Here is a 23,032-nt window from a genome sequence, read left to right as displayed (position 1 = left end):
TAGGGGCGACACGCGGCCTTGGTCGTTGCATGTACGAACTGTGAAACATAGCGTTTTCATAGCGGTTGCTTGACATAACTATAACCTTCGAGTTGAGGGTTAACGTTGGTCCGGTTGAGCTTCCTCGGTCAGCAGCACATCGAACAAGGGAATCAGGACGTGGCAGCTCCACAGAACTACCTCGCCGTCATCAAGGTCGTCGGCATCGGCGGTGGCGGCGTCAACGCCGTCAACCGCATGATCGAAGTTGGCCTGCGAGGCGTCGAATTTATTGCAATCAACACGGATGCGCAGGCATTGCTCATGAGCGATGCCGACGTCAAGCTCGATGTGGGACGCGAACTCACCCGTGGCCTGGGCGCCGGCGCCAACCCCGACGTGGGTCGCCAGGCCGCCGAGGACCACGCCGAGGAAATCGAGGAAGTGCTGCGCGGGGCCGACATGGTCTTCGTGACCGCAGGCGAAGGCGGCGGCACCGGCACCGGTGGCGCACCCGTCATCGCCCGCATCGCCCGAGGCCTCGGCGCGCTGACCATTGGCGTGGTCACCCGTCCGTTCACCTTCGAGGGCCGCCGCCGCGCGACCAGTGCCGAAAACGGCATCGAGGCGCTGCGCGACGAGGTCGACACCCTCATCGTCATCCCGAACGACCGCCTGCTCTCGATCTCCGACCGCAACGTCTCGGTCCTGGACGCATTCCGCCAGGCCGACCAGGTGCTGCTTTCCGGTGTGCAGGGCATCACCGACCTGATCACCACCCCGGGCCTGATCAACCTCGACTTCGCGGACGTCAAGTCCGTGATGCAGGGTGCCGGTTCGGCGCTCATGGGCATCGGTTCGGCACGCGGCGAGGACCGTGCGGTCAAGGCCGCCGAGCTCGCCATCGCCTCCCCGCTGCTCGAGGCCTCCATCGACGGCGCCCACGGCGTCCTGCTGTCCATCCAGGGCGGTTCGGACCTCGGCCTGTTCGAGATCAACGAGGCGGCCCGCCTCGTCCAGGAAGTCGCCCACCCGGAAGCCAACATCATCTTCGGCGCCGTCATCGACGACGCCCTGGGCGACGAGGCCCGCGTGACGGTCATCGCGGCCGGCTTCGACCAGGTCGATGCCACCAGCGCGCCGCAGACCCTGCAGCCTGCGGTCCGCAACGCCCCCGCGGCCCCGGCAGCGGCACCGGCAGCCCCGGCGGCTCCCGCCGCGGCACCGTCCTCGCCGCAGGCGGCCCCCCGCCGCGAAGAGGTCCACGCCGCGGTTGCAACCGCCGAACCGGGCTTCGAGGAACTTCCCGCGATCGTGGAGCCGGATCTTTCGGCTACCAACGACGACCTGGACGTCCCGGACTTCCTGAAGTAGACGGGACCCACGGCAGAAGGGAACCTTCCAAGCCCCATGTTGCGATACCAATCAGTGCTCGCCCCCGGCGTGCACATTGCATTCACATCGACGGCCGAAGGAAACCTTGCCTTCCACGTTCCCGACGATCGCGACGCCGTGCTGCTGCGGCGTCGCGATCTGGAACGTGGCCTGGGGCTGGGCGAGGAGCGGTTCAGCTACATGGACCAGGTCCACTCGGCCACCGTGCTTGACGTGGACGGGCCCCCGACGGAGTCCGCCATTCCCACCTGCGACGCACTGGTTTCGGCGGGTGCGGGGCATCCGCTGGCCGTCATGGTCGCCGATTGCGTGCCCGTCGTCTTCGTGGGGAACTCGGCGCGGGGAGCGGTCACGGCGGTCGCGCACGCGGGCCGCCGCGGTTTGCTCGACGGAATCCTGACCGCAACCGTGCACCGCATGCGTGCCGCCGGTGCACAGAGTTTCGAGGCCTGGATAGGACCGGCGATTTGCGGCAGCTGCTACGAGGTTCCCGCGGCCATGGCTGCGGAGGCCGAGGCGTTGCGATCCGGGATCGGCTCCACCACCCGCCAGGGCACCACCGGGCTCGACCTGCCACGGGCCGCGGCGTCCGAGCTTCGCGCACTGGGCGTGTCCGTCACCGAATCCGGGGCCTGCACCCTGGAGGACGAGAACTACTTTTCCTACCGCCGCGACCCGCGCACCGGCCGCCTGGCCGGATTGGTATGGCAGGCGGAGGGTTGGGAAGCCGGCACCGGTTCCAGTTCCCGGGGCTGACCGGCCGCCATTCCGAAACGGGGCCCGCGTCCCGGCGCGCCGAACGACACAGGGCGACACACCGCCCGAATCGCACCGATGTCCTCCGGCACCGCCAAATGGTGCTGTAGCGTCGAGTTAGCGGAGAGATTTGCGGTACGGTAGACCGCCGACCGCGCACGATCAAAAGGAGAAGACCATGGCTGGCGCATTGCGCAAGACAATGATCTACCTGGGACTCGCCGAAGGTGACGAGAACTTCGAGGCCGAGAAGCACGACATTGAAGCGCGTGAAGAAGTGCGCGTCGTCGAGCCGGTCCGCGAAGAGCCGGTTGCCGCACAGCCTGCTCCGGTAGCACAAGTGGCACCCCGCCCTGTCATCGAAAACGAATACCGGGCTCCGGTAACACCCATCAAGCGCGCTCCTTCAGCACGGGACGAGGACTCTTCATTGCGTCAAATCACCACCGTTCACCCACGTTCTTACAATGACGCGAAAATCATTGGCGAGAACTTCCGTGATGGCATCCCAGTCATCATGAACGTCACGGACATGGGCGAAGCGGATGCCAAGCGCCTCGTCGATTTCTCCGCCGGGTTGGTCTTTGCCCTGCACGGCAGCATCGAGCGGGTCACCAACAAGGTCTTCCTGCTGTCGCCTTCCACGGTTGAGGTCCTGGGTGAGGACAAGAAGCAGTCCGAAGACCAGGCAACCTTTTTCAACCAGAGCTAAGTCCAAAGGTTCGAAGGAATAGTGGAGCTTATTTTCGCGCTGCTTTACGTGGTGCTCACGGTGCTGCAGGTCATGCTGCTGTTGCGCATAGTGCTTGATGTCACGGAGTCCTTTGCGCGCTCCTGGCGTCCGCGCGGCATGGCACTGGTCGCGGTCTCATTGATTGCCAAGACCACGGATCCTCCGATGCGTTGGTTGCGCTCGCGCATAAAACCGCTAGATCTCGGCGGAATCCGCCTTGATCTGGCGTTCATCATTTTGTTCTTCGCCGTCATCGTGCTCAAGATTGTTGTCAACAACTTGGGCGTCGCAGCGGCGCAGGGATAGCCCTCGCAAGGGGCATGAATTACGGTGCGACAAGGGCCAAGTCGATGAATTTTTGGTAAGAAAGTTCGTTGTTTTTAGCCTTTACCGGCCCAGTCGTTATAGTGTTGTCACATTAGGCGCAACGACTGCACCGGGTTGCGCACCAATAAACGGTAAGTGTACTCGGGCCGCACTTCAGCGGTTCGAGGAGAGAACCAAGTATCGAGGTGACCAGATGGCTCTCACGCCAGAAGATGTAGTCAACAAGCGATTTCAGCCGACGAAGTTTCGTGAAGGCTACGATCAGGATGAAGTTGACGATTTCCTAGACGAGATCGTTGTCGAGCTACGTCGTCTGACGCAGGAGAATGACGAACTGCGTCGCCGCCTGTCGGAAGCCGGCATCAGCGAAGGCGAACAGTCCGTTCCAGCCCCTGTGGCAGCAGCCCCTGCAGCCAAGCCGGCCGAGGCGGAAAAGCCCAAGGATGCCAAGGCACCCGAGGCCAAGAAGGAAGAAGCCAAGGCTCCGGAAGCCCCCAAGGCAGCCGAGCCGGCGAAGGTCGTTGCAGCGGCCCCCGCCGCCACCGCAGCAGCTCCGGCCACCACGGCCGAGTCCGCCGCCGGTGTCCTGGCCATGGCCCAGCGCCTGCACGACGAATACGTCTCCGCAGGTGTTGAACAGCGTGACAAGATCATCGCCGAAGCCCAGGTCGAGGCCAACAGCCTCGTTTCCGAGGCCGAGGAGAAGAGCCGCAAGACCCTGTCCGCCCTGGAACAGCAGAAGACTGTCCTGGAGCGCAAGGTCGAGCAGCTGCGTGGCTTCGAGCGCGACTACCGCGCCCGCCTGAAGACCTACATCGAGGGTCAGCTGCGCGATCTGGAAGCCAAGGGCTCCATGGATACGGCAGATGCCAAGGAAAACGGCTAATCTGCTTCACCACTTGCCGTACATATTGATGGCTTAAGATTGTTGGCGGTCGGGTTACCGACCGCCAACAATGCGTTAAAGGACATGATGGAAAACAGCTCCATACCACCGGTGCCGCAAGGTGCCGCCACGCCCACGCCCGGCAGCGGAACCAAGCGCCGCCTCGTGCTCGCCACGAGCACCCTGGCCGTGTTGGCCCTGGTCCTGGACCAGTTCACCAAGCGCATTGTTGAATCCTCCATGTACGAGGGACAAGTCATCGATGTCTTCCCTCCACTGCTTCGCTGGTATTACATCAAGAACTCCGGCGCCGCGTTTTCCATGGGCGAGGGCTACACCTGGATCTTCAGCATCATCCAGGCCGCCGTGCTCCTCTACGTGGCGGTGTTCCTGGTGCGCAAGATCCGCGTCTGGCCGTGGGCATTGGCCCTGGGCGGACTCATGGGAGGCGTCGCCGGAAACCTCACCGACAGACTCTTCCGTCCGCCGTCCTTCGGACAGGGACACGTGGTGGACTTCATCGCCCTGCCGAACTTCGCGATTTTCAATATCGCCGACTCGTTCATCGTTTGCTCGATGATCGGGATCTGCCTGCTGCTTTTCACCGGCCGCGAAATAGACGGCCGCATGTCCGCGGCGAAGAAGGATCCCGGGCACGACTCCGGGTCCGGGCCGCAGGAACAGCAGTGACCCAGGGCGAACGCACCGAGTCACTGCTCGTGGCCCCGGAAGAGGGGGCCCTGCGCATGGATGCCTTCCTGGCCCAGCGCCTGGAGATCTCCCGCGCGCAGGCGGCACTGCTGTGCGCCGAGGGCAACGTGACGCTCGCCGGCAAGGTCCTGGGCAAGTCCCGCAAGACCACCGCCGGCGACACCATCGAAGTCTTCATCCCGCTTCGGCCAGACCCACTAGAAATCAGGGTAGAACTCGTGGAAGACCTCAAGATCATTGACGACGACGACGACTACGTGGTCATCGACAAGCCCGTGGGCGTCGCTGCGCACCCGTCCCCGGGCTGGGTCGGACCCACCGTGGTAGGCGCGCTGATCGCCGCCGGCTACCGCATTTCCACGTCGGGCTCCGCCGAACGCCAGGGCATCGTGCATCGGCTGGATGTGGGCACCAGCGGCCTGATGGTGGTCGCCAAGACCGAACGCGCCTACACGGCGCTCAAGCGCGCGTTCAAGGAACGGACCCCGAAGAAGATCTACCACGCGGTCGTGCAGGGGCTGCCCGACCCGCTGGAAGGCACCATCGACGCGCCGCTGGGCCGCCACCCCGGGCACGACTGGAAATTCGCGGTCATCGAGGACGGCCGCGACTCGGTGACCCACTACAAGGTGATCGAGGCCTTTGGCCGCGCCTCGCTGGTTGAAGTCACCCTGGAGACCGGCCGCACCCACCAGATCCGCGTGCACTTCAGCGCCCTGCGGCACCCCTGCGCGGGGGACCAGACCTACGGAGCCGACCCGAAGCTGTCCGCCGCCCTCGGGCTGACCCGGCAGTGGCTCCACGCCCAAAGGCTGGGGTTCTTCCACCCGGTGAACGGGGAATGGGTCGAATACACCAGCGACTACCCGCTGGATTTGAACAACGCCCTGGAAATGCTGCGCGACGGCAACTTCTAGCCCGCCCGCGGCGGCACCCGGGCCACGGTCCGGGTGCCGCTTCCCACATCGGTGCGCCCTGGTGGTCGGGTGTCGGCGCGAAGGCCTAGACTGGATCGGTGGCTAGCTCTAATCGCGATGGATTCGTACACCTTCACACGCACACCGAATACTCAATGCTTGACGGTGCCGCGCGCCTGACGGAACTCTTTGAAGAGACCAACCGGCTGGGCATGACGGCCCTGGCAACCACCGACCACGGGTACCTCTTCGGGGCCTTCGACTTCTGGTCCAAGGCCACCGCCGCGGGGGTCAAGCCCATCATCGGCATCGAGGCCTACGTCACCCCGGGCACCGCACGCGACGACAAGACGCGCGTGAAGTGGCGCACCGAGGAAAGCCAGAAGCGCGACGATGTCTCCGGCGGTGGCCTGTACACGCACATGACGCTGCTCAGCTACAACAACACCGGGATGAAGAACCTCTTCAAGGCCTCGTCCATCGCCTCCCTTGACTCGGTCTTCGGCAAGTACCCGCGGCTGGACCGCGACCTGCTGAACACCTACCACGAGGGCATCATCGCCACCACCGGCTGCCCCTCCGGCGAGGTGCAGACCAAGCTCCGCCTCGGCCAGTACAACGAGGCCAAGGCCGCGGCCGCGGAGTTCCAGGACCTGTTCGGCAAGGAAAACTACTTCTGCGAGCTGATGGACCACGGCCTGGACATCGAGCGCCGGGTCACCCAGGACCTGCTGCGCCTGTCCAAGGAACTGAACATCCCGCTGGTGGCCACCAACGACCTGCACTACACCCACGAGCACGATGCCAAGGCCCACGAGGCGCTGCTGGCCATCAACTCCGGCTCCACGCTCGACGAACCTACCTACGACCAGGGCGGCTCGCGCTTCGCCTTCTCCGGTTCCGGCTACTACCTCAAGAGCCCGGCGGAGATGCGCCACCTGTTCAAGGAGCTGCCCGAGGCCTGCGACAACACCCTGCTGATCGCCGAACGCGCCGAGGTCTCCTTCGACACCAGCGCCAACTACATGCCGCGCTTCCCCTGCCCGCCGGGGGAGGACGAGACCAGCTGGCTGATCAAGGAAGTCGACAAGGGGCTGCACTACCGCTACCCGGGCGGCATCCCGGAGGCTTCGCGCAAGCAGGCGGACTTCGAACTCGACGTCATCATCAAGATGGGCTTCCCCGGCTACTTCCTGGTCGTGGCGGACTTCATCAACTGGTCCAAGGACAACGGGATCCGCGTCGGGCCCGGACGTGGTTCCGGCGCCGGATCCATGGTCGCCTACGCCATGCGCATCACCGACCTTGACCCGCTGGTCCACGGGCTGATCTTCGAACGCTTCCTGAACCCCGAACGTGTCTCCATGCCCGACTTCGACGTCGACTTCGATGATAGGCGCCGCTCGGAAGTGATCAGGTACGTCACCGAGAAATACGGCGACGAACGAGTGTCGATGATCGTGACCTACGGGTCGATCAAGACCAAGCAGGCCCTCAAGGATTCCTCGCGCGTGCTGGGCTACCCCTTCTCCATGGGCGAATCCCTGACCAAGGCGCTGCCGCCTCCCGTCATGGCCAAGGACATCCCGCTCAACGACATTGAGGACCCGAAGTCCAAGCGCTACTCCGAGGCCGGGGACTTCCGCCAGCTGGTCGCCACCGACCCCGAGGCCGCGCGCGTTTTCGAAACCGCGAAGGGCATCGAGGGACTGAAGCGCCAATGGGGCGTGCACGCTGCAGGTGTCATCATGAGCTCGGACCCCATCATCGACGTCATCCCGATCATGCGCCGCATCCAGGACGGCCAGGTCATCACGCAGTTCGACTACCCGACCTGTGAAGGACTGGGGCTGATCAAGATGGACTTCCTGGGGTTGCGAAACCTCACCATCATTTCCGACGCGCTGGAAAACATGAAGGCCAACCAGGACGTGGACCTGGACCTCGAGCGCCTGGAACTCGACGATGCCGGCGCCTACGAATTGATGGCCCGCGGCGACACCCTGGGCGTGTTCCAGCTCGACGGCGGGCCCATGCGCTCGCTGCTCAAGCTCATGCGCCCCGACAACTTCGAAGACATCTCCGCAGTGCTCGCGCTCTACCGCCCGGGCCCCATGGGCGCGAACTCGCACAACAACTACGCGTTGCGCAAGAACAAGCTCCAGGAAGAAACCCCGATCCACCCGACCCTGGAGGAACCCCTGCGGGAGATCCTGGGCACCACCTACGGCCTGATCGTTTACCAGGAGCAGGTCATGTCCATTGCGCAGAAGCTGGCCGGCTTCTCGCTGGGCCAGGCAGACATCCTGCGCCGTGCCATGGGCAAGAAGAAGAAATCCGAGCTGGACAAGCAGTTCGCCGGATTCTCCCAGGGCATGGCCGACAACGGGTACACCATGGAGGCCGTCAAGGCCCTGTGGGACATCCTGCTGCCCTTCTCCGACTACGCCTTCAACAAGGCGCACTCGGCCGCCTACGGCGTGATCTCCTACTGGACCGCGTACCTCAAGGCCCACTACCCGTCCGAATACATGGCGGCCCTGCTGACGTCGGTGGCCGACGACAAGGACAAGACGGCCATGTACCTGAACGAATGCCGGCACATGGGCATCACCGTGCTGGCACCGGACGTCAACGAATCAGCGCTGAACTTCACCCCGGTCGGCACCGACATCCGCTTCGGGATGGGGGCGATCCGCAACGTGGGCGCCAACGTCGTCAACGCCCTGGTCGAGGCCCGCAAGGAAAAGGGCAAGTTCGAGAACTTCGCCGACTTCCTGCAGAAGGTGCCGGCCGTGGTCTGCAACAAGCGCACCATCGAATCCCTGATCAAGGCCGGCGCCTTCGATTCCATGGGACATGCCCGCAGGGCCCTGGTCGCCATCCACGAGGAGGCCGTGGACTCGGTCATCTCGGTCAAGCGCAACGAGGCCGCCAACCAGTTCGACCTGTTCAGCGCGTTCGAGGACCCCACCGCCGCGGCCGGGATGACGGTGTCGGTCCCGGACATGCCCGACTGGGAGAAGAAGGACAAGCTGGCCTTCGAGCGCGACATGCTCGGCCTCTACGTCTCTGACCACCCGCTGAAGGGACTGGGCGGGCTGCTGGAGCAGAACGCGGACATGTCCGTCACCCAGGTGCTCTCCGACGACGGCCCGCAGGACGGGCACACCGTGACCATCTGCGGGATGATCACCTCGCTGCAGCGCCGCATCGCCAAGAAGAGCGGCAACCCGTACGCCAGATGCGAGATCGAGGACCTTTCCGGGTCCATGGAAACCATGTTCTTCGGCAACGCCTACGCGCCGATCGCCAACGTGCTGGCCGAGGACCTCATCGTGGTGGTCAAGGGCCGCGTGCAGAAGCGCGACGACGGCTCCATCACGCTCAACGCCCAGGAGCTCACCGTCCCGGAGATCCGGGAGGACGGCGAAAGCGGCCCGGTGGTCATCTCCATGGCCAACCACAAGGCCACCGAGGAGGTCGTCTCCGCGCTCGGGGACGTGCTGCGCGTGCACCAGGGCACTACCGAGGTGCGTGTGAAGCTGCACAGCACCCGCGGAGTGACCATGATGGGTCTGGGGTTGAACTACCGGGTGACTCCGAACTCCGCGCTCTTCGGGGACCTCAAGGTCCTGCTGGGCCCGACCTGCCTTGACGGCTGACACGGGCCAGGACCCGGTGCCACGGCGCCCGAATGAAAAGCCCGCACGCGGGCGGACCTATTCGGGCGCCTTCGCGTAAGCCGGCGCCAGGGCCGGGTAGTAGTCGTCCCAATCGACCGAATCGACGTCGCCGCCCTCCAGATGCACGAGCATCCGCTGCAGGTAATACTCCCAACCCGGCCCGATGGTGCCCGGGTCATCGGACGCGCCGAGCTCATGGATGAACGTGATCTTCTTGGTTCCCGTTCGCGACGAAAGATCCAGGCCAAGATCCCATGCCCCCTGTTCGGTGTCGGCCGTCAAACGGAACTTGTACGGGGGCCTGCACCGGTGGACCCGCACGCTCCCGGCCGCCGGTTCCAGCCCTTCCTCAAGGAATGCGAACCGCAGATCGCCGCTTTCCGCGTTCCCTCGCAGGATCCCGGCCCAGGAGCGGAGGCCCTCCGCGGTGGTGAAGGCATCCCAGATGTCACGGACGCCGGACTGCGCATCGAGTTCAATGACGATTCGCCGACCGGTCGGCGACAGCTCGACACCGCCGTGGGCTTGTGACATGGGATGGCGCCCTTCCTGGTGGGTGTTGGCCTTTCGCGGGTCCCGCGCGGATCGGGCCGGGGGAGTCCGAAGCCTATTCGGGCGCCTTCGCGTAAGCCGGCGCCAGGGCCGGGTAGTAGTCGTCCCACAGAACCGAGTCGACGTCGCCGCCCTCCAGCGAAACAATCGCCCGCTGGACGTAGTACTCCCAGCCAGGTCCGATGCTGCTCGGATCGTCGGTCAGCCCGAGGTCCTGGATGAAGCGGATCGTGCTCACCCCGTCCTGCCTGGACAGTTCGAGCCCGAGGTGCCACGCGCCGTACTCGCTGTTCGTGGTGAAGGCCAGGTCATGCGGTGCCCTGCAACGGATGATTTCCAGTGTCGCGGGTTCCGCTTCCTTCCCTTCCTCGACCATGGAGAAGCGCAGGTTCCCGGCCTCGCGGTTTCCCCGCAGGACTCCCACCCAGGGTTTCAGGCCCTCCGGGGTGGTGAAAGCCTCCCAGATTTCCTCCAGGCCGAACCCGACCTCGCGCTCGATCACGATGCGCAATCCTGTCGGCGTCTGCTCGATGCCGCCGTATGGCAGTGGCATGGGGTTCCCCTTCCGGTGTAGCCGTGCGTGCTACGTGCAGACTATGGCACCGGCATGCAGCGGGGAAAGCACACGGTAGCGAGGGAAGCGCCGTTTCGATTGTTAAGCGCGATGCCAGGCGCTTGTCCTGGCACCGGCCCGCCGACACGATAAACTGGTGCGGTGACTAGCAACGCCAGCCCCCAGACCTTTTCCGCGCTTCAAGACCTAGACCTGCGGGGCGCCGCATTGGACCATGCGAGCCTCAAGGCGGTGCTTCCGCGGCCCGAGCTGAACTTCGCCACCGCCGCCGAGGCGGTCGAGGGCATCATCACCCGCGTCCGCACCGAGGGCTTCGCCGCCCTGTGCGACCTGGCCGAAAGGTTCGACGGCGTCACCCAGACCCACACCCGCGTCCCGGCCGAGGCCATGGAACGCGCCCTGGCGGACCTAGACCCCCAGATCCGGGCAGGCCTGGAGGAATCCATTGCCCGGGCACGCGCCTTTGCCGCGGCCCAGGTGCCGGAAGACACCCGCATCGACTACGGGACCGGCGCGAGCGTGACCCAGCGCTGGGTTCCGGTGCGCCGCGTGGGACTGTACGTTCCCGGCGGCCTGGCCGTCTACCCGAGCTCCGTGATCATGAACGCCGTCCCCGCGCTGGCCGCCGGCGTCGGCTCGCTGGCCATCGCCTCGCCCCCGCAAAAGGAATTCGGCGGGCTGCCTCACCCCACGATCCTGGCCGCAGCCCAGCTGCTCGGCGTGGAGGAGGTCCACGCCATGGGCGGGGCCCAGGCCATCGCCGCCTTCGCCTACGGCGTCCCGGTCTCCGGGGGCATGGACCCGCAGCTGGCCATCGAGCCCGTCGATGTCGTCACCGGTCCCGGAAACCTCTTTGTCGCCACCGCCAAGCGCCTGGTCAAGGGCGTGGTCGGGATCGATGCCGAGGCCGGCCCCACCGAGATCGCGATCCTGGCCGACGCCACGGCGAACCCGGACTTCATTGCCGCCGACATGATCTCCCAGGCTGAGCACGACCCCAACGCCGCCGCGGTGCTTATCACCGATTCGCCCGAGCTCGCCGAGGCGGTGCGCGGTGCGCTGGAAAACCAGTGCGCCACCACCAAGCACTCCGAACGGGTGCGCATCGCGCTGGGCGGAAAGCAGTCGGCCACGATCCTGGTCGACGACATGGCCGCGGGCATCGCGGTGTGCAACGTCTATGCGGCCGAGCACCTGGAAATCCACACCGCCAATGCAGCCGCCGACGCCTCGCGCATCACCGCGGCCGGCGCCGTGTTTGTCGGGGCGAATTCCCCGGTGAGCCTGGGGGACTACTGCGCGGGATCCAACCACGTGCTTCCCACCAGCGGAACCGCCGCCTTCGCCTCGGGACTGAATGTCAACACCTTCCTCAAGGCCATCCAGGTCATTGACTACGACCGCGCCGCGCTCTCGGTGGTGGCGCCCCACGTGGTGGCGCTTGCCAACGCCGAGGACCTGCCCGCCCACGGAGATGCGGTGGCCATCCGCTTTCCCTAGCGGGAGGGTTTCGGCGGAGCCAGGGCCCAAGTGTGGCGAAGACCACTATATGTGGTAATGACATTGTTGTGATTACGCTATATGTGGCCCTAAACTGATCCCGAGCACGCATGTGCTTTGCAAAAAAGACCCGAGGAAGGGGTGCCATGTACTGTCCCTATTGCAGGCACACCGATTCGCGTGTCGTGGACAGCCGACTGACCGACGACGGCACCGCGATTCGCCGCCGCCGGCAATGCGCCGCCTGCGGACGCCGGTTCAGCACCGCGGAGACCACGAGCCTGAACGTGCTCAAGCGTTCCGGGGTGGCCGAGCCCTTCAGTCGCGCCAAGGTCATCAACGGGGTGCGCAAGGCCTGCCAGGGCCGCCCCGTCACCGATGACGACCTGGCCCTGCTGGCCCAGGAAGTCGAGGAGGCTGTTCGTTCCAGCGGCGCGGCGGAAATCAACGCCCGCGAGGTCGGCCTGGCCATCCTCACCCCGCTGCAGCGCCTCGACGAGGTGGCCTACCTGCGCTTCGCCAGCGTCTACCAGGACTTCAAGTCGCTGGAGGACTTCGAGCTGGCCATCGCGAAGCTGCGGGCCGAACGCGACACCCGGCCCGTGGGCCACCAGCGTCCCCTGGGCGCACGCTAGGCCGGAACCCGCGGCGCGGGCATGAGAGCAAAAACCAATGGCGGGCCGACCGCTTCCCGGATCAACCCAGGGAAGCGGACGGCCCGCCATTGGCGTCCGGTCCGGAATCGGCTAGGAAAGGCCCGACTGCTGCAGGGCGGCCCCGACGATGCCGGCATTGTTCTTCGACTTCGCCACGGTGATCGGGGTGGAGAGCGAGAGCTTGGGCAGGTAGTCGTCCGCGCGCTTGGAAATCCCGCCGCCGATGACGAACAGCGAGGGGGAGAAGAGGAACTCGACATGGGAGAAGAAGCGCTGCAGGCGCACCGCGTATTCGTCCCAGCCCAGCTCGTCGCGCTCGCGCGCCGAGGCCGAGGCGCGGGTCTCGGCCACCGCCGAATCGATTTCCAGGTGGCCCAGCTCCACGTTGGGAACCAGCACGCCGTTGTGGATCAGGGCCGAGCCGATGCCCGTGCCCAGGGTGATCACCAGCACCGAACCCTCCACGCCGGCTCCGGCGCCGTATCGCGCCTCGGCCAGGCCGGCGGCGTCGGCGTCGTTCATGACGTGGACCTCGCGCCCCAGGCGCGCGGTGAACAGCGCATCCACGTCGGTGCCGATCCAGGACTTGTCCACGTTGGCGGCCGAACGGGCAACGCCGTGGTGGATGATGGCGGGGAACGTGACGCCGACCGGTGTCTCGGCCCCCGGGGCATCGTCCCGTTCATCGAGTGCGGCGACGATCTGCGCCACCACCTCCGCCACCGCCGCCGGGGTCGCCGGCTTCGGGGTGTCGATGCGGACGCGTTCGCCAATCAGCTTTCCGACCGAGAGGTCGACGATGCCGCCCTTGATGCCGGTGCCGCCGATGTCGATGCCGATGGCCGTGGGCGATGGGTTCAGTGCGCGTTCAGACATGCGGGTCGGGCTCTTTCTCTAAGGAGGGCTAAAACGGGGTCCCTGGGGTTAGGCCAGGGTCAGGATTTCGGCGCCGTCCTCGTTGACGAGCAGTGTGTGTTCAAATTGTGCCGTGCGCTTGCGGTCCTTGGTGGTGGCCGTCCAGCCGTCGTCCCACATGTCCCACTCGATGGTGCCCAGGGTGAGCATGGGTTCGATGGTGAACGTCATGCCCGGTTCGATCAGCTGGCTGTAGGCCGGTGCCGCATCGTAGTGCGGGATGATCAATCCGGTATGGAAGGATTCTGCCACGCCGTGCCCGGTGAAGTCCCGCACCACGCCATAGCCGAAGCGTTTTGCATAGGCGGAGATGGTGCGGCCGATGACGTTGATTTCGCGGCCCGGCATGACGGACTTGATCGCGCGGCGCAGGGATTCCTCGGTGCGCTCGACCAGCAGGCGGGATTCCTCGTCGACGTCCCCGGCCAGGAAGGTGGCGTTGGTGTCGCCGTGGACCCCGCCGATGAACGCGGTGATGTCGATGTTCACGATGTCCCCGTCCTGCACCACCGTGGTGTCGGGGATGCCGTGGCAGATGACCTCGTTGATCGAGGCGCACAGCGACTTGGTGAAGCCGCGGTAGCCCAGGGTCGAGGGGTAGGCCTTGTGGTCAAGCAGGAACTCGTGCCCGATCCGGTCCAGTTCGTCGGTGGTGACACCCGGGACGACGGCCTTGCCGACCTCGGCCAGCGCCTGCGCCGCGATCTTGGAGGCCACGCGCATCCGCGCGATGATGTCGGCGGAACGGACTTCCGGGGCATCGGACTTGCGCGGTGCCGGGCGCCCGACATACTCGGGACGGGGGATCGAGTTCGGGACGGTTCGCTGTGGGGTGGGGGCACCAGGAACGAGGGATCCGATGGGTGCGGTTGTTGCTAAAGGCATGGTTCCCATTCTAGCGGGGTCGCCGGTACCCGGTGCCAGCGTGCCGGGCCGTGTGCCCGGGCGCCCCGCGGCCCTTCGGCGGTAGGGTGGTGGCATATCGAGTCAAAGCAGCGAAAAGGAAAGGTGGGATCATTCCCGATGAGTGGAGCATTGCCCGGCGAGGGCGAATACTGGTTCAACGTCACCACCGGCCAGGTCGAAACCGGGCCGCAGGCCGACTGGTCACAGCTCCTGGGCCCGTACGGCTCGCGTGCCGAGGCCGAGCTGGCCATGACCAAGGTGCGCGAACGCAACGAGCAGTGGGACGAGGAAGACGAGGAAGAGGAAGACTAGGGGACTACCGGTCCCCGAACTCGTGTTCCGCCGCCGGGAAGGTTCCGGCGAGCACATCCTCGCGGTAGGCGGCCGCGGCCCCTGACACCACCGAGCGCAGGTCGGCGTACTTCTTCACGAAGCGCGCGCCCTTGCCGGCTCCCAGGCCCAGCATGTCCTGCCAGACCAGGACCTGGCCGGTGGTGACGGCGCCGGCGCCGATTCCGACGGTGGGAACGCGAAGCGCTTCATCGACACGGCGTGCCGTGGCGGTGGGGATCATTTCCATGAGCACGGCAAATGCCCCCGCCGCCTCCAGCGCCTGTGCGTCGGCCACCAGAGCGTCCGCGGCATCGCCGCGGCCCTGCACCCGGTAGCCGCCGAGGGCATGTTCGGACTGCGGGGTGAAGCCGATGTGCGCCATGACCGGGACGCCGGCGGCCACCAGGGCGCGCACGTGCGGGACGAAGAAGTGGCCGCCCTCCAGCTTCACCGCGTGCACCCCGCCCTCCTTCATCAGGCGGACGGCCGACGCAACGGCCTGCTCGGGGGAGACCTCGTAGGATCCGAACGGCAGGTCGCACACCACCAGGGCGTGCTTGGCGCCCGAGACCACGGCCTTGGAAAAGACGATCATCTCCTCCAGGGTGATCGGCAGCGTGGAGGAATAGCCCATCACGGTGTTCGCCGCAGAATCGCCCACCAGCAGGACCTCGATTCCGGCGGCGTCGAAGATGTCTGCCATCATCGTGTCGTAGGCGGTGAGCATCGCGAATTTCCTGCCCTCGTCCTTGGCCGCTTGCAGGTGGTGGAGGCGGATCCGCGGACCGGGAACGGTGCCCGGGGCAGGGGGATTTGCTGGCGTGGAAGGATGAGCACTCATGGGCAAGAGACTAATGCACAATCGGCGCAGCTGTCCTTCCGTGTCCTGGCCGCAAAAACGTATAAAGTGAGTCAGTGGGGCGGGAACCGCCGCCAAAATCGCTTGTGGAAGGAACCCGCCGTGGATCGCCAGCAGGAATTCGTCCTTAGAACCATTGAGGAGAGGGACGTACGATTTGTGCGCCTGTGGTTTACCGATGTGGTGGGTTCCATGAAGTCGGTGGCCCTGGCCCCGGCCGAGGTCGAGGGCGCCTTCGAGGAAGGCCTGGGCTTTGACGGGTCCTCCATCGAGGGATTGTCGCGCATCTACGAGTCCGACATGCTGCTGCAGCCGGACCCCTCCACCTTCCAGATCCTGCCGTGGCGCGGCGAGGTCGAACCGACCTCCCGGATGTTCTGCGACATCCTGACCCCGGACGGGCTGCCGGCCGCCGCCGACTCGCGCCACGTGCTCAAGCGCCAGCTGGCCGTCGCCTCCGACATGGGGTTCACCTGCTACACGCACCCCGAGATCGAATTCTATTTGTTACGCTCCTCCGAGCTGGGCGCGGACGGCTACCCGGTCCCGGTTGACCGGGGCGGCTACTTCGACCACGTCACCGGCGGCGTCGCCCAGGACTTCCGCCGCACCGCGGTGACGATGCTCGAGGCCGTGGGGATCTCCGTCGAATTCAGCCACCACGAAAACGGGCCCGGACAGAACGAAATCGACCTGCGCTACGCCGATGCGCTGCAGACGGCCGACAACGTCATGACCTTCCGGACAGTGATCAAGGAAGTCGCGATCCAGCAGGGCATCTACGCCACGTTCATGCCCAAGCCGTTCTCCGACGAGCCCGGTTCCGGCATGCACACCCACTTCTCCCTCTTCGAGGGCGACACCAACGCCTTCTTCGAGGCCGGCCGCGAATTCCAGCTCTCGGACACCGCGCGCCAGTTCATTGCCGGGATCCTGCGCCACGCCCCGGAGTTCACCGCCGTGACCAACCAGTTCGTCAACTCCTACAAGCGCCTCTGGGGCGGCGGGGAGGCCCCGAGCCACCGGTCCTGGGGCCACAACAACCGCTCCGCGCTGGTCCGCGTGCCGCTGTACAAGCCGGGCAAGGGCCAGAGCGCCCGTGTCGAGTACCGCGGCATCGACTCGGCCACCAACCCCTACCTGGCGTACGCCTGCCTGCTGGGCGCCGGACTGAAGGGCATCCAGGAGGGCTACGAGCTCGAACCACAGGCCGAAGAGGACGTGTGGGGCCTGAGCAGCGCCGAACGCCGCGCCAGCGGGCACGACCCGCTGCCCGGGTCGCTGCACGACGCCATCCGCGCCATGGAGGAATCCGAGCTGGTCGCCGAGATCCTCGGCGAACAGGTCTACACCTCGTTCCTGCGCAACAAGCGCGACGAGTGGGAAGCGTACCGCCAGAACGTGAGCCCGTTTGAACTCCGGCGCTACCTGGGGATCCTCTAGGGGGTGCCCTTGCAGATCTCCACGAGGCAGTTGATTTCCGCAGGGTTCGACGACCTGGAGCGCGCCAAGCGCTTCCTGGCCGACAAGGAACTGGCTGACATCGACCACCGGGCGCTCGTGGGCCACCTGGCCCACGCCGCGGACCCGGACCAGGCGCTGCTGGCGTTGATCCGGCTCATCCCGCATGCCCCGGCGGCCCTCGAGCTGGCGCGGAGCCCGCGCACCGCGCCGGGCTTCCTGCGGCTGCTCGGCGCCTCGGACGCCCTGGCGAACTTCCTCATCCGCGAGCCCTCCTCCCTGGAGATCCTGGCGGTGCCCGCGCCGGAAAGCATGCACGGGCGCAGCGCCCAGGAACTGCGCGCCGAGCTGCTGCGTGCCGTGGGAGCCGATCCCGCCTCGGGGATCCCGCCGGTGGCCTCGGTCCACGGCGAGGACGGACACCGCAGGCTGCGCGTTGCATACCGCCGCGCCCTGCTCTCGCTGGCCCACCGCGACCTGGGGGCCAGCGACGCGCTGGAGGCCATGCCGGAGGTCGGGCGGGAACTGGCGGACCTGGCGGCCGCGGCCATCGAGGGGGCGCTGGCCATCAGCCGGGCCGAGGCCGGGCAACGCTTCAAGGCCGAGGACGTCGCGGACCTGCGCCTGGCGGTGATCGGCATGGGCAAATGCGGCGCCCACGAACTGAACTACGTCTCGGACGTCGACGTCATCTACGTGCACTCCAGCGATCGGCTGGAGGAGGACCTGGCCGGTGCCCTGGCCCGGGACCTGGCCGCGGGCATTTCCCGGGCCATCGACACCGCCGGAATCGAACCGGGCCTGTGGGAGGTGGACGCGAACCTGCGCCCCGAGGGCAAGGACGGGGCGCTGAGCCGGACCCTGGAGTCCCACGCCGCATACTATGCGCGCTGGGCGGCGTCGTGGGAGTTCCAGGCGCTGCTGAAGGCGCGCGCGATCGCCGGCGACGCGCAGCTGGGTGCGGCCTACGAGGCCATGGTGGCCCCGCTGGTCTGGTCCTCCTCGGAACGCGAGGGGTTCGTGGAATCGGTGCAGCGCATGCGCCGGAGGGTCACCGCAAACATCAAGCCCGCCGAACTGGCGCACCAGCTCAAGCTGGGGCCCGGCGGGCTGCGGGACGTCGAATTCACCGTCCAGCTGCTCCAGTTGGTCCATGGCCGCGTGGATGAAACCGTGCGCGTGCGCTCCACCACCAGGGCCATCGCGGCGCTCAGTCTGGCCGGCTACATCGGGCGCGACGACGCCGAGAAGTTCGACCGCTCCTACCGCTTCCTGCGCGTGCTCGAGCACCGCATCCAGCTGGTGAACCTGCGCCGCACCCACCTGATGCCGCACAAGGAATCGGGACAGCGCGTCCTGGCGCGGGCGGTGCGCTCCACGCTGGGCGTCGGGCTGTCCACCGCCGCCGGGCTGCTGGAGCGCTGGGGCGACACCAAGCGCCTGGTGCGCCTGCTCCACGAACGCATCTTCTACCGGCCGCTGCTCAACAGCGCCTCGAACCTGTCGGCCGACGAGGTCAGGCTTTCCCCGGAGGCCGCGCAATCCCGTTTGCGCGCCCTGGGCTACGTGGACCCGAAGGCCGCCATGCGCCACATCGAGGCGCTGACCGGGGGCATGCGCAGGCGCGCGGCCCTGCAGCGGCAACTGCTGCCGGTGCTGCTGGGGTGGATCGCCGAGGGCGTGGACCCGGATGCCGGGCTGCTGGGTTTCCGGCGGCTGAGCGAGTCGCTGGGGGAGTCGCACTGGTACCTGGGCATGCTGCGCGATTCGTCCGCGGCCGCCGAACGCCTGTGCAGGATCCTGTCCAATTCCCGCTTCATCACCGACCTTTTGGAGGTCTCCCCGGAATCGGCCGCCTGGCTCGGATCCAACAAGTCACTGCAGCCCCTGGGCTATGAGACGCTGTGGGGCGAGATCTCCTCGAAGCTGAAGCGGAACCTCGGCTCCGACCAGGCGATCCGGCTGATCCGGGTGATCAGGCGTCGCGAGATCCTGCGCATCGCCCTGGCCGACGGCGCCGCGGTCATCGACCAGGACACCGTGGGTCGGGCACTGGCCGACAACGACAGGGCCGCCATCCGCGGCGCCCTGGAGGTGGCCCAGCGCACCGAATACGCCGCGACCCCGCAGCTGGGCGAATTCCTGGTGGTGGCCATGGGGCGGCAGGGTGGGCACGAGATCGGCTACTGCTCCGACGCGGACGTGATGTTCGTCCAGCGCGCCTTCACCGGGGCCGACGAGCAGGCCGCCCAGGAACAGGCGCTGCGCATCGCCACGGCCCTGGGGTCGTTGCTGGGCAGGCCCATGGTGCCGGCGATCCAGGCGGAGCCGCGACTGGAAATCGATGCGGCACTGCGCCCGGAGGGCAAGAGCGGCCCGTTGGTGCGCTCCCTGGCCGCCTACGAGGAGTATTACCGGCGCTGGTCCCAGATCTGGGAGCAACAGGCACTGCTGCGGGCCACGCCCATGGCGGGGTCCGAGGAACTGGCCGCCGACTTCATGGCCATGGTGGACCCGCTGCGCTACGAACAAGCCATGGGCGAGGACCAGGTCCGCGAGATCCGCCGGATCAAGGCGCGCGTGGAGGCCGAACGCCTGCCCCGCGGGGCCGAGCCGGAACGGCACCTGAAGCTGGGCCGCGGTTCGCTCAGCGACGTCGAATGGCTGGTCCAGCTGATGCAGCTGAAGCATGCCAAGGACCACCCGGCCTTGCGCACCACCTCCACCCGCCCGGCGCTAAAGGCCATTGCCGAGGCCGGGCTGATCCCGTCCGAGGACGTGGCCGTGCTGGACCATGCCTGGTCCCTGGCGACCAGGATCCGCAGCGCGGGGCTGATTTGCACGGGCCGGGTCAGCGACGTGCTGCCCAATGCCTGGCGCGACATGGAAGCGGTGGCCCGCTGGTGCGGGTACGCGCCGGGGGAGGCCTCGGTGATGGAGGACGACTACCTCAAGTCCACCCGTCGGTCCCGACAGGTATTCGAGCGCCACTTCTATGGATTTGAGGAGAGAACCGCCTAGGCTGATGGAAACAGTGGGGCCGGGCAATCGTCATTGAAAGGGCAGGGGATAGCCATGCACGTCACCAGCGCGGAACTTGACCAGTTGATAGCCAGGGAATTCGAGAAGGCCAGTGCCTCCACCAATGGCCGCAGCGCGGTTGCGGTGCTCAACGACGGGCGCCTGCGGCACACGCTGGTCACTTTGCTGGCCGGATCCTCGTTGAACGACCATGAGAAGCCCGAGGCGGCGACCCTGCAGGTGCTCAGCGGATCCATCGTGGTCAATTGGGCAGGGGAGTCACGGTCGATCGCCCATGGGGGCCTGTTCGTGCTGCCCGCGGCCATCCACAACGTCGTGGCGTCCGAAGACAGCGCCTTCCTGCTCACCTCGCTGGCGGGCTGACCGCGGAACTTCACCCGGGCCAATCCTGCGACACCGCAGTTTGGCGGGTCGACGGCATCAGCCCTGTTGACGTTGGACGGCAGGTGTCCGATGGCCAAGACAAAACCTCGACGAGGCGAGGGCGGTTCTCTTGACGCCCCGTGCTCCGCGAAGTACTCGTGGCCAGTACCCGGCAGGGCGCACGCACAAAAAAGTCCGTGTGGCTGCGGATGCTTCGTGATGAAGCAACCGCAGCCACACGGACTCTTTCAGTGGATACCGGGGGATCCCGGCGCCCTACCTAGCAGCCGTAGTACAGCTCGAACTCGTACGGGTTCGGGCGCAGCGACAAAGGCTTGATTTCGTTTTCGCGCTTGTATTCGATCCAGGTGCGGATCAGGTCCTCGGTGAACACGTCGCCCTCGAGCAGGAAGTCGAAGTCGTTCTCCAGGGCCTCGAGTGCCTCGTCCAGCGAAGCCGGGGCCTTCTGGATGTCCTTGGCTTCCTCGGCGGGCAGCTCGTAGAGGTCCTTGTCGATCGGGTCCGCCGGCTCGATGCGGTTCTTGATGCCGTCAAGGCCTGCCATCAGCTGTGCGGCGAAGGCGAGGTACGGGTTGGAAGCGGCATCCGGCGCGCGGAACTCGATGCGCTTGGCCTTCGGGTTCGAACCGGTGATCGGGATGCGGATACCGGCGGAGCGGTTGCCCTGCGAGTACACCATGTTGACCGGTGCTTCGTAGCCCTTGACCAGGCGGCGGTAGGAGTTCACGGTCGGGTTGGTGAAGGCAAGAACGGCCGAAGCGTGCTTCAGCAGGCCGCCGATGTACCAGCGGGCGGTGTCGGACAGGCCGGCGTAGCCCTTCTCGTCGTAGAACAGCGGAACGCCGTTGGCCCACAGCGACTGGTGGCAGTGCATGCCCGAGCCGTTGTCACCGAAGATCGGCTTCGGCATGAAGGTTGCGGACTTGCCCCAGGCATCGGCCACGTTCTTGACGATGTACTTGAACTTCAGGATGTCATCGGCCGAGTGGGTCAGCGTGTTGAACTTGTAGTTGATCTCGGCCTGGCCGGCTGCGCCGACCTCGTGGTGGCTGCGCTCGACCTCAAGGCCGGCTGCTTCGAGTTCCAGGCAGATGGCGTCGCGCAGGTCGGCCTGCTTGTCGGTCGGGGAGACCGGGAAGTAACCGCCCTTGAAGGGGGTCTTGTAACCCTGGTTGCCGCCCTCTTCCTTCTTGCCGGTGTTCCAAGGTGCCTCGATCGAGTCGACCTTGTAGAAGGAACCCTGCGGCTTTGACTCGTACTGGACGTTGTCAAAGATGAAGAACTCGGCCTCGGGGGCGAAGAAAGCGGTGTCGGCGATGCCGGTCGAGGACAGGTATGCCTCGGCGCGCTCGGCCACGCCACGCGGGTCGCGGTGGTACGGATCGCCGGTGCGCGGGTTGATGATCGAGAAGTTGAACGCGAGGGTCTTTTCCAGGCGGAACGGGTCAACGAATCCGGAAGTCACGTCGGGGATGAGCTGCATGTCCGAGTCGGCGATGCCGGCGAAGCCTGCGATCGAGGAGCCGTCGAAAAGCTGGCCGTTGAGGAAGAAATCCGCGTCGACGGTGCGTGCCGGGACGTTGAAGTGCTGCTGGACGCCGGGAAGGTCGGTGAAGCGGATGTCAACGAACTTGACGTCTTCTTCGGCAATATATGCGATGACTTCTTCTGGACTCTTGAACATGGTCAGGGACTCCTGTGTGGGATTTCTACTGTGACGACGTGCGTGCCGTGCCGTAAAACGTATGCCAACGTTTTTCTTCCTGTGTTATCAACACTAGACCCTAGCGATTACTCTCCTGTGTCTCTATTGTTTCCATTACGTTACATAGGGGGCGAATATCGGGAACCGGGCGTAGCTTGGGTCACACTCCGGGTGTCGCCTGTGTCGAGGCCCATCTGCGCCCCGTGCGAAATCGGCTGCCGGCCACGGATGGACGCGCCATGCCCCGGTAGGCTGGGGGTGTGGAAAGAAAAGATTTTGGCTCGTGGCTTGAGGGCCCGCCGCAATTGAGTGACCAGGAATGGCCCGGCAAGCGATTGGGTCGCCCGGAAAAGGGTCCCGGATCGGTGGCCCGCATCGGACGGCGTGTCGTTGCATTGTTGCTGGACTGGGGGATAGCGATGCTGCTCTCCATGTTCTTCTTCAAGTCGGACCCCACCGCCAACCTGGTCATCTTCGCTGCAACGCAGATGCTCTTTGTCGGGATCACCGGACACTCCATCGGACACCGCGTCTTCGGAATGCAGGTCCAGGGCCTTGACGGCAGCGCGGTGAAGCCGTTGACGGGGATCATCCGTACCGCGCTGATCTGCTTGGTCGTTCCGGTTCTGTTCAGCGACTCCGACCAACGCGGTTACCACGACCGGATCGGCAAGACGATCCTGGTGCGCATCTGATCTCTCCGGATCCACGCCACCTGGCGGACAACCGAATTCAACATTAAGCAAAGTCGGGGG

At 66.0% G+C, this 23,032-nt stretch carries 21 protein-coding genes; 15 read left to right on the top strand and 6 right to left on the bottom strand.

Going from position 1 to position 23,032, the window contains the following annotated elements:
- Positions 1-159 precede the first annotated feature (159 nt).
- The 8 genes from ftsZ (at position 160) to dnaE (ending at position 9,369) form a co-directional block, all read left to right on the top strand.
- Positions 160-1,353 carry a cell division protein FtsZ gene (ftsZ, locus tag ACIPVK_RS14215; RefSeq protein ID WP_407612633.1) on the top strand — a complete coding sequence of 398 codons (1,194 nt, stop codon included), beginning with the start codon at positions 160-162 and terminating at the stop codon, positions 1,351-1,353.
- A gap of 36 nt (positions 1,354-1,389) precedes the next feature.
- Positions 1,390-2,130, top strand: a complete 741-nt coding sequence (locus ACIPVK_RS14210; RefSeq protein ID WP_407612632.1) for a polyphenol oxidase family protein — start codon at positions 1,390-1,392, stop codon at positions 2,128-2,130.
- 178 nt (positions 2,131-2,308) lie between these two features.
- Positions 2,309-2,842 (top strand): cell division protein SepF, encoded by a 534-nt coding sequence (locus tag ACIPVK_RS14205; protein WP_407612631.1) that lies wholly within the window; start codon positions 2,309-2,311, stop codon positions 2,840-2,842.
- Positions 2,843-2,863: 21 nt separating this feature from the next.
- Complete coding sequence (locus ACIPVK_RS14200; RefSeq protein WP_407612630.1) at positions 2,864-3,169, top strand: YggT family protein; 306 nt, start codon at positions 2,864-2,866, stop codon at positions 3,167-3,169.
- Between the two features lie 214 nt (positions 3,170-3,383).
- Positions 3,384-4,076, top strand: a complete 693-nt coding sequence (locus ACIPVK_RS14195) for a DivIVA domain-containing protein (protein WP_407612629.1) — start codon at positions 3,384-3,386, stop codon at positions 4,074-4,076.
- A gap of 87 nt (positions 4,077-4,163) precedes the next feature.
- Positions 4,164-4,766: a signal peptidase II gene (lspA, locus tag ACIPVK_RS14190; protein WP_407612667.1), complete on the top strand. Its 603-nt coding sequence runs from the start codon at positions 4,164-4,166 to the stop codon at positions 4,764-4,766.
- A 56-nt stretch (positions 4,767-4,822) separates the two neighbouring features.
- On the top strand, positions 4,823-5,704 hold the full coding sequence (locus tag ACIPVK_RS14185; RefSeq protein WP_407612666.1) for an RluA family pseudouridine synthase: 882 nt from the start codon (positions 4,823-4,825) through the stop codon (positions 5,702-5,704).
- Positions 5,705-5,802: 98 nt separating this feature from the next.
- Complete coding sequence (gene dnaE / locus ACIPVK_RS14180; protein ID WP_407612628.1) at positions 5,803-9,369, top strand: DNA polymerase III subunit alpha; 3,567 nt, start codon at positions 5,803-5,805, stop codon at positions 9,367-9,369.
- A 57-nt stretch (positions 9,370-9,426) separates the two neighbouring features.
- On the opposite strand, the gene ACIPVK_RS14175 is transcribed toward dnaE, so the two are convergent.
- Together ACIPVK_RS14175 and ACIPVK_RS14170 are read right to left on the bottom strand one after the other, a co-directional pair.
- Positions 9,427-9,924 (bottom strand): SRPBCC domain-containing protein, encoded by a 498-nt coding sequence (locus ACIPVK_RS14175; protein ID WP_407612627.1) that lies wholly within the window; start codon positions 9,922-9,924, stop codon positions 9,427-9,429.
- Between the two features lie 73 nt (positions 9,925-9,997).
- Positions 9,998-10,495: an SRPBCC domain-containing protein gene (locus ACIPVK_RS14170; RefSeq protein WP_407612626.1), complete on the bottom strand. Its 498-nt coding sequence runs from the start codon at positions 10,493-10,495 to the stop codon at positions 9,998-10,000.
- Positions 10,496-10,657: 162 nt separating this feature from the next.
- Here ACIPVK_RS14170 and hisD point away from each other — a divergent pair, with 162 nt between their 5' ends.
- Positions 10,658-12,016 (top strand): histidinol dehydrogenase, encoded by a 1,359-nt coding sequence (gene hisD / locus ACIPVK_RS14165; RefSeq protein WP_407612625.1) that lies wholly within the window; start codon positions 10,658-10,660, stop codon positions 12,014-12,016.
- A 146-nt stretch (positions 12,017-12,162) separates the two neighbouring features.
- Positions 12,163-12,651: a transcriptional regulator NrdR gene (gene nrdR, locus ACIPVK_RS14160; RefSeq protein WP_407612624.1), complete on the top strand. Its 489-nt coding sequence runs from the start codon at positions 12,163-12,165 to the stop codon at positions 12,649-12,651.
- 111 nt (positions 12,652-12,762) lie between these two features.
- On the opposite strand, the gene ppgK is transcribed toward nrdR, so the two are convergent.
- Together ppgK and map are read right to left on the bottom strand one after the other, a co-directional pair.
- The gene (ppgK, locus tag ACIPVK_RS14155) at positions 12,763-13,548 is read right to left on the bottom strand and encodes a polyphosphate--glucose phosphotransferase (protein WP_407612623.1); all 786 of its coding nucleotides are present in this window, start codon (positions 13,546-13,548) and stop codon (positions 12,763-12,765) included.
- 48 nt (positions 13,549-13,596) lie between these two features.
- Positions 13,597-14,472: a type I methionyl aminopeptidase gene (gene map / locus ACIPVK_RS14150; RefSeq protein ID WP_407612622.1), complete on the bottom strand. Its 876-nt coding sequence runs from the start codon at positions 14,470-14,472 to the stop codon at positions 13,597-13,599.
- Between the two features lie 138 nt (positions 14,473-14,610).
- Between map and ACIPVK_RS14145 the strand changes: the two genes are divergently transcribed.
- Positions 14,611-14,805, top strand: coding sequence for an SPOR domain-containing protein (locus ACIPVK_RS14145; RefSeq protein WP_407612621.1), 195 nt, complete (start codon positions 14,611-14,613; stop codon positions 14,803-14,805).
- 4 nt (positions 14,806-14,809) lie between these two features.
- Here the strand turns inward: ACIPVK_RS14145 and panB are convergent, their stop codons facing one another.
- Entirely contained in the window at positions 14,810-15,667 is an 858-nt protein-coding gene (gene panB, locus ACIPVK_RS14140; protein ID WP_407612620.1) for a 3-methyl-2-oxobutanoate hydroxymethyltransferase, read from the bottom strand.
- Between the two features lie 120 nt (positions 15,668-15,787).
- On the opposite strand from panB, the gene glnA (ACIPVK_RS14135) reads away from it, so the two are divergent.
- Genes glnA (ACIPVK_RS14135) through ACIPVK_RS14125 form a run of 3 tightly spaced genes read left to right on the top strand, consistent with a single transcriptional unit; the run spans position 15,788 to position 20,551 of the window.
- On the top strand, positions 15,788-17,128 hold the full coding sequence (gene glnA, locus ACIPVK_RS14135; protein WP_407612619.1) for a type I glutamate--ammonia ligase: 1,341 nt from the start codon (positions 15,788-15,790) through the stop codon (positions 17,126-17,128).
- Between the two features lie 9 nt (positions 17,129-17,137).
- Positions 17,138-20,167: a bifunctional [glutamine synthetase] adenylyltransferase/[glutamine synthetase]-adenylyl-L-tyrosine phosphorylase gene (locus tag ACIPVK_RS14130; RefSeq protein WP_407612618.1), complete on the top strand. Its 3,030-nt coding sequence runs from the start codon at positions 17,138-17,140 to the stop codon at positions 20,165-20,167.
- 54 nt (positions 20,168-20,221) lie between these two features.
- Positions 20,222-20,551, top strand: a complete 330-nt coding sequence (locus tag ACIPVK_RS14125) for a cupin (protein WP_407612617.1) — start codon at positions 20,222-20,224, stop codon at positions 20,549-20,551.
- Positions 20,552-20,831: 280 nt separating this feature from the next.
- On the opposite strand, the gene glnA (ACIPVK_RS14120) is transcribed toward ACIPVK_RS14125, so the two are convergent.
- The gene (gene glnA, locus ACIPVK_RS14120) at positions 20,832-22,256 is read right to left on the bottom strand and encodes a type I glutamate--ammonia ligase (RefSeq protein ID WP_217389853.1); all 1,425 of its coding nucleotides are present in this window, start codon (positions 22,254-22,256) and stop codon (positions 20,832-20,834) included.
- A gap of 281 nt (positions 22,257-22,537) precedes the next feature.
- Between glnA (ACIPVK_RS14120) and ACIPVK_RS14115 the strand changes: the two genes are divergently transcribed.
- The gene (locus tag ACIPVK_RS14115) at positions 22,538-22,972 is read left to right on the top strand and encodes an RDD family protein (protein ID WP_407612616.1); all 435 of its coding nucleotides are present in this window, start codon (positions 22,538-22,540) and stop codon (positions 22,970-22,972) included.
- Positions 22,973-23,032 lie beyond the last annotated feature (60 nt).

Origin of the sequence: Paeniglutamicibacter sp. MACA_103 (genome assembly GCF_045798555.1) — a bacterium.
Lineage (GTDB): Bacteria > Actinomycetota > Actinomycetes > Actinomycetales > Micrococcaceae > Paeniglutamicibacter.
The sequence above is the reverse complement of the archived record's forward strand: the minus strand, read 5'-3'. Positions and strand labels throughout refer to the sequence as shown.

What these genes read in the sequence shown, in the direction of transcription:
- ACIPVK_RS14210 (WP_407612632.1), top strand. Translation starts at nt 1,390, where the DNA reads ATGTTGCGATACCAATCAGTGCTCGCCCCCGGCGTGCACATTGCATTC.
- ACIPVK_RS14205 (WP_407612631.1), top strand. Translation starts at nt 2,309, where the DNA reads ATGGCTGGCGCATTGCGCAAGACAATGATCTACCTGGGACTCGCCGAA.
- ACIPVK_RS14195 (WP_407612629.1), top strand. Translation starts at nt 3,384, where the DNA reads ATGGCTCTCACGCCAGAAGATGTAGTCAACAAGCGATTTCAGCCGACG.
- lspA (WP_407612667.1), top strand. Translation starts at nt 4,164, where the DNA reads ATGGAAAACAGCTCCATACCACCGGTGCCGCAAGGTGCCGCCACGCCC.
- ACIPVK_RS14185 (WP_407612666.1), top strand. Translation starts at nt 4,823, where the DNA reads ATGGATGCCTTCCTGGCCCAGCGCCTGGAGATCTCCCGCGCGCAGGCG.
- ACIPVK_RS14175 (WP_407612627.1), bottom strand. Translation starts at nt 9,924, where the DNA reads ATGTCACAAGCCCACGGCGGTGTCGAGCTGTCGCCGACCGGTCGGCGA.
- ACIPVK_RS14170 (WP_407612626.1), bottom strand. Translation starts at nt 10,495, where the DNA reads ATGCCACTGCCATACGGCGGCATCGAGCAGACGCCGACAGGATTGCGC.
- nrdR (WP_407612624.1), top strand. Translation starts at nt 12,163, where the DNA reads ATGTACTGTCCCTATTGCAGGCACACCGATTCGCGTGTCGTGGACAGC.
- ppgK (WP_407612623.1), bottom strand. Translation starts at nt 13,548, where the DNA reads ATGTCTGAACGCGCACTGAACCCATCGCCCACGGCCATCGGCATCGAC.
- map (WP_407612622.1), bottom strand. Translation starts at nt 14,472, where the DNA reads ATGCCTTTAGCAACAACCGCACCCATCGGATCCCTCGTTCCTGGTGCC.
- ACIPVK_RS14145 (WP_407612621.1), top strand. Translation starts at nt 14,611, where the DNA reads ATGAGTGGAGCATTGCCCGGCGAGGGCGAATACTGGTTCAACGTCACC.
- panB (WP_407612620.1), bottom strand. Translation starts at nt 15,667, where the DNA reads ATGAGTGCTCATCCTTCCACGCCAGCAAATCCCCCTGCCCCGGGCACC.
- ACIPVK_RS14125 (WP_407612617.1), top strand. Translation starts at nt 20,222, where the DNA reads ATGCACGTCACCAGCGCGGAACTTGACCAGTTGATAGCCAGGGAATTC.
- glnA (WP_217389853.1), bottom strand. Translation starts at nt 22,256, where the DNA reads ATGTTCAAGAGTCCAGAAGAAGTCATCGCATATATTGCCGAAGAAGAC.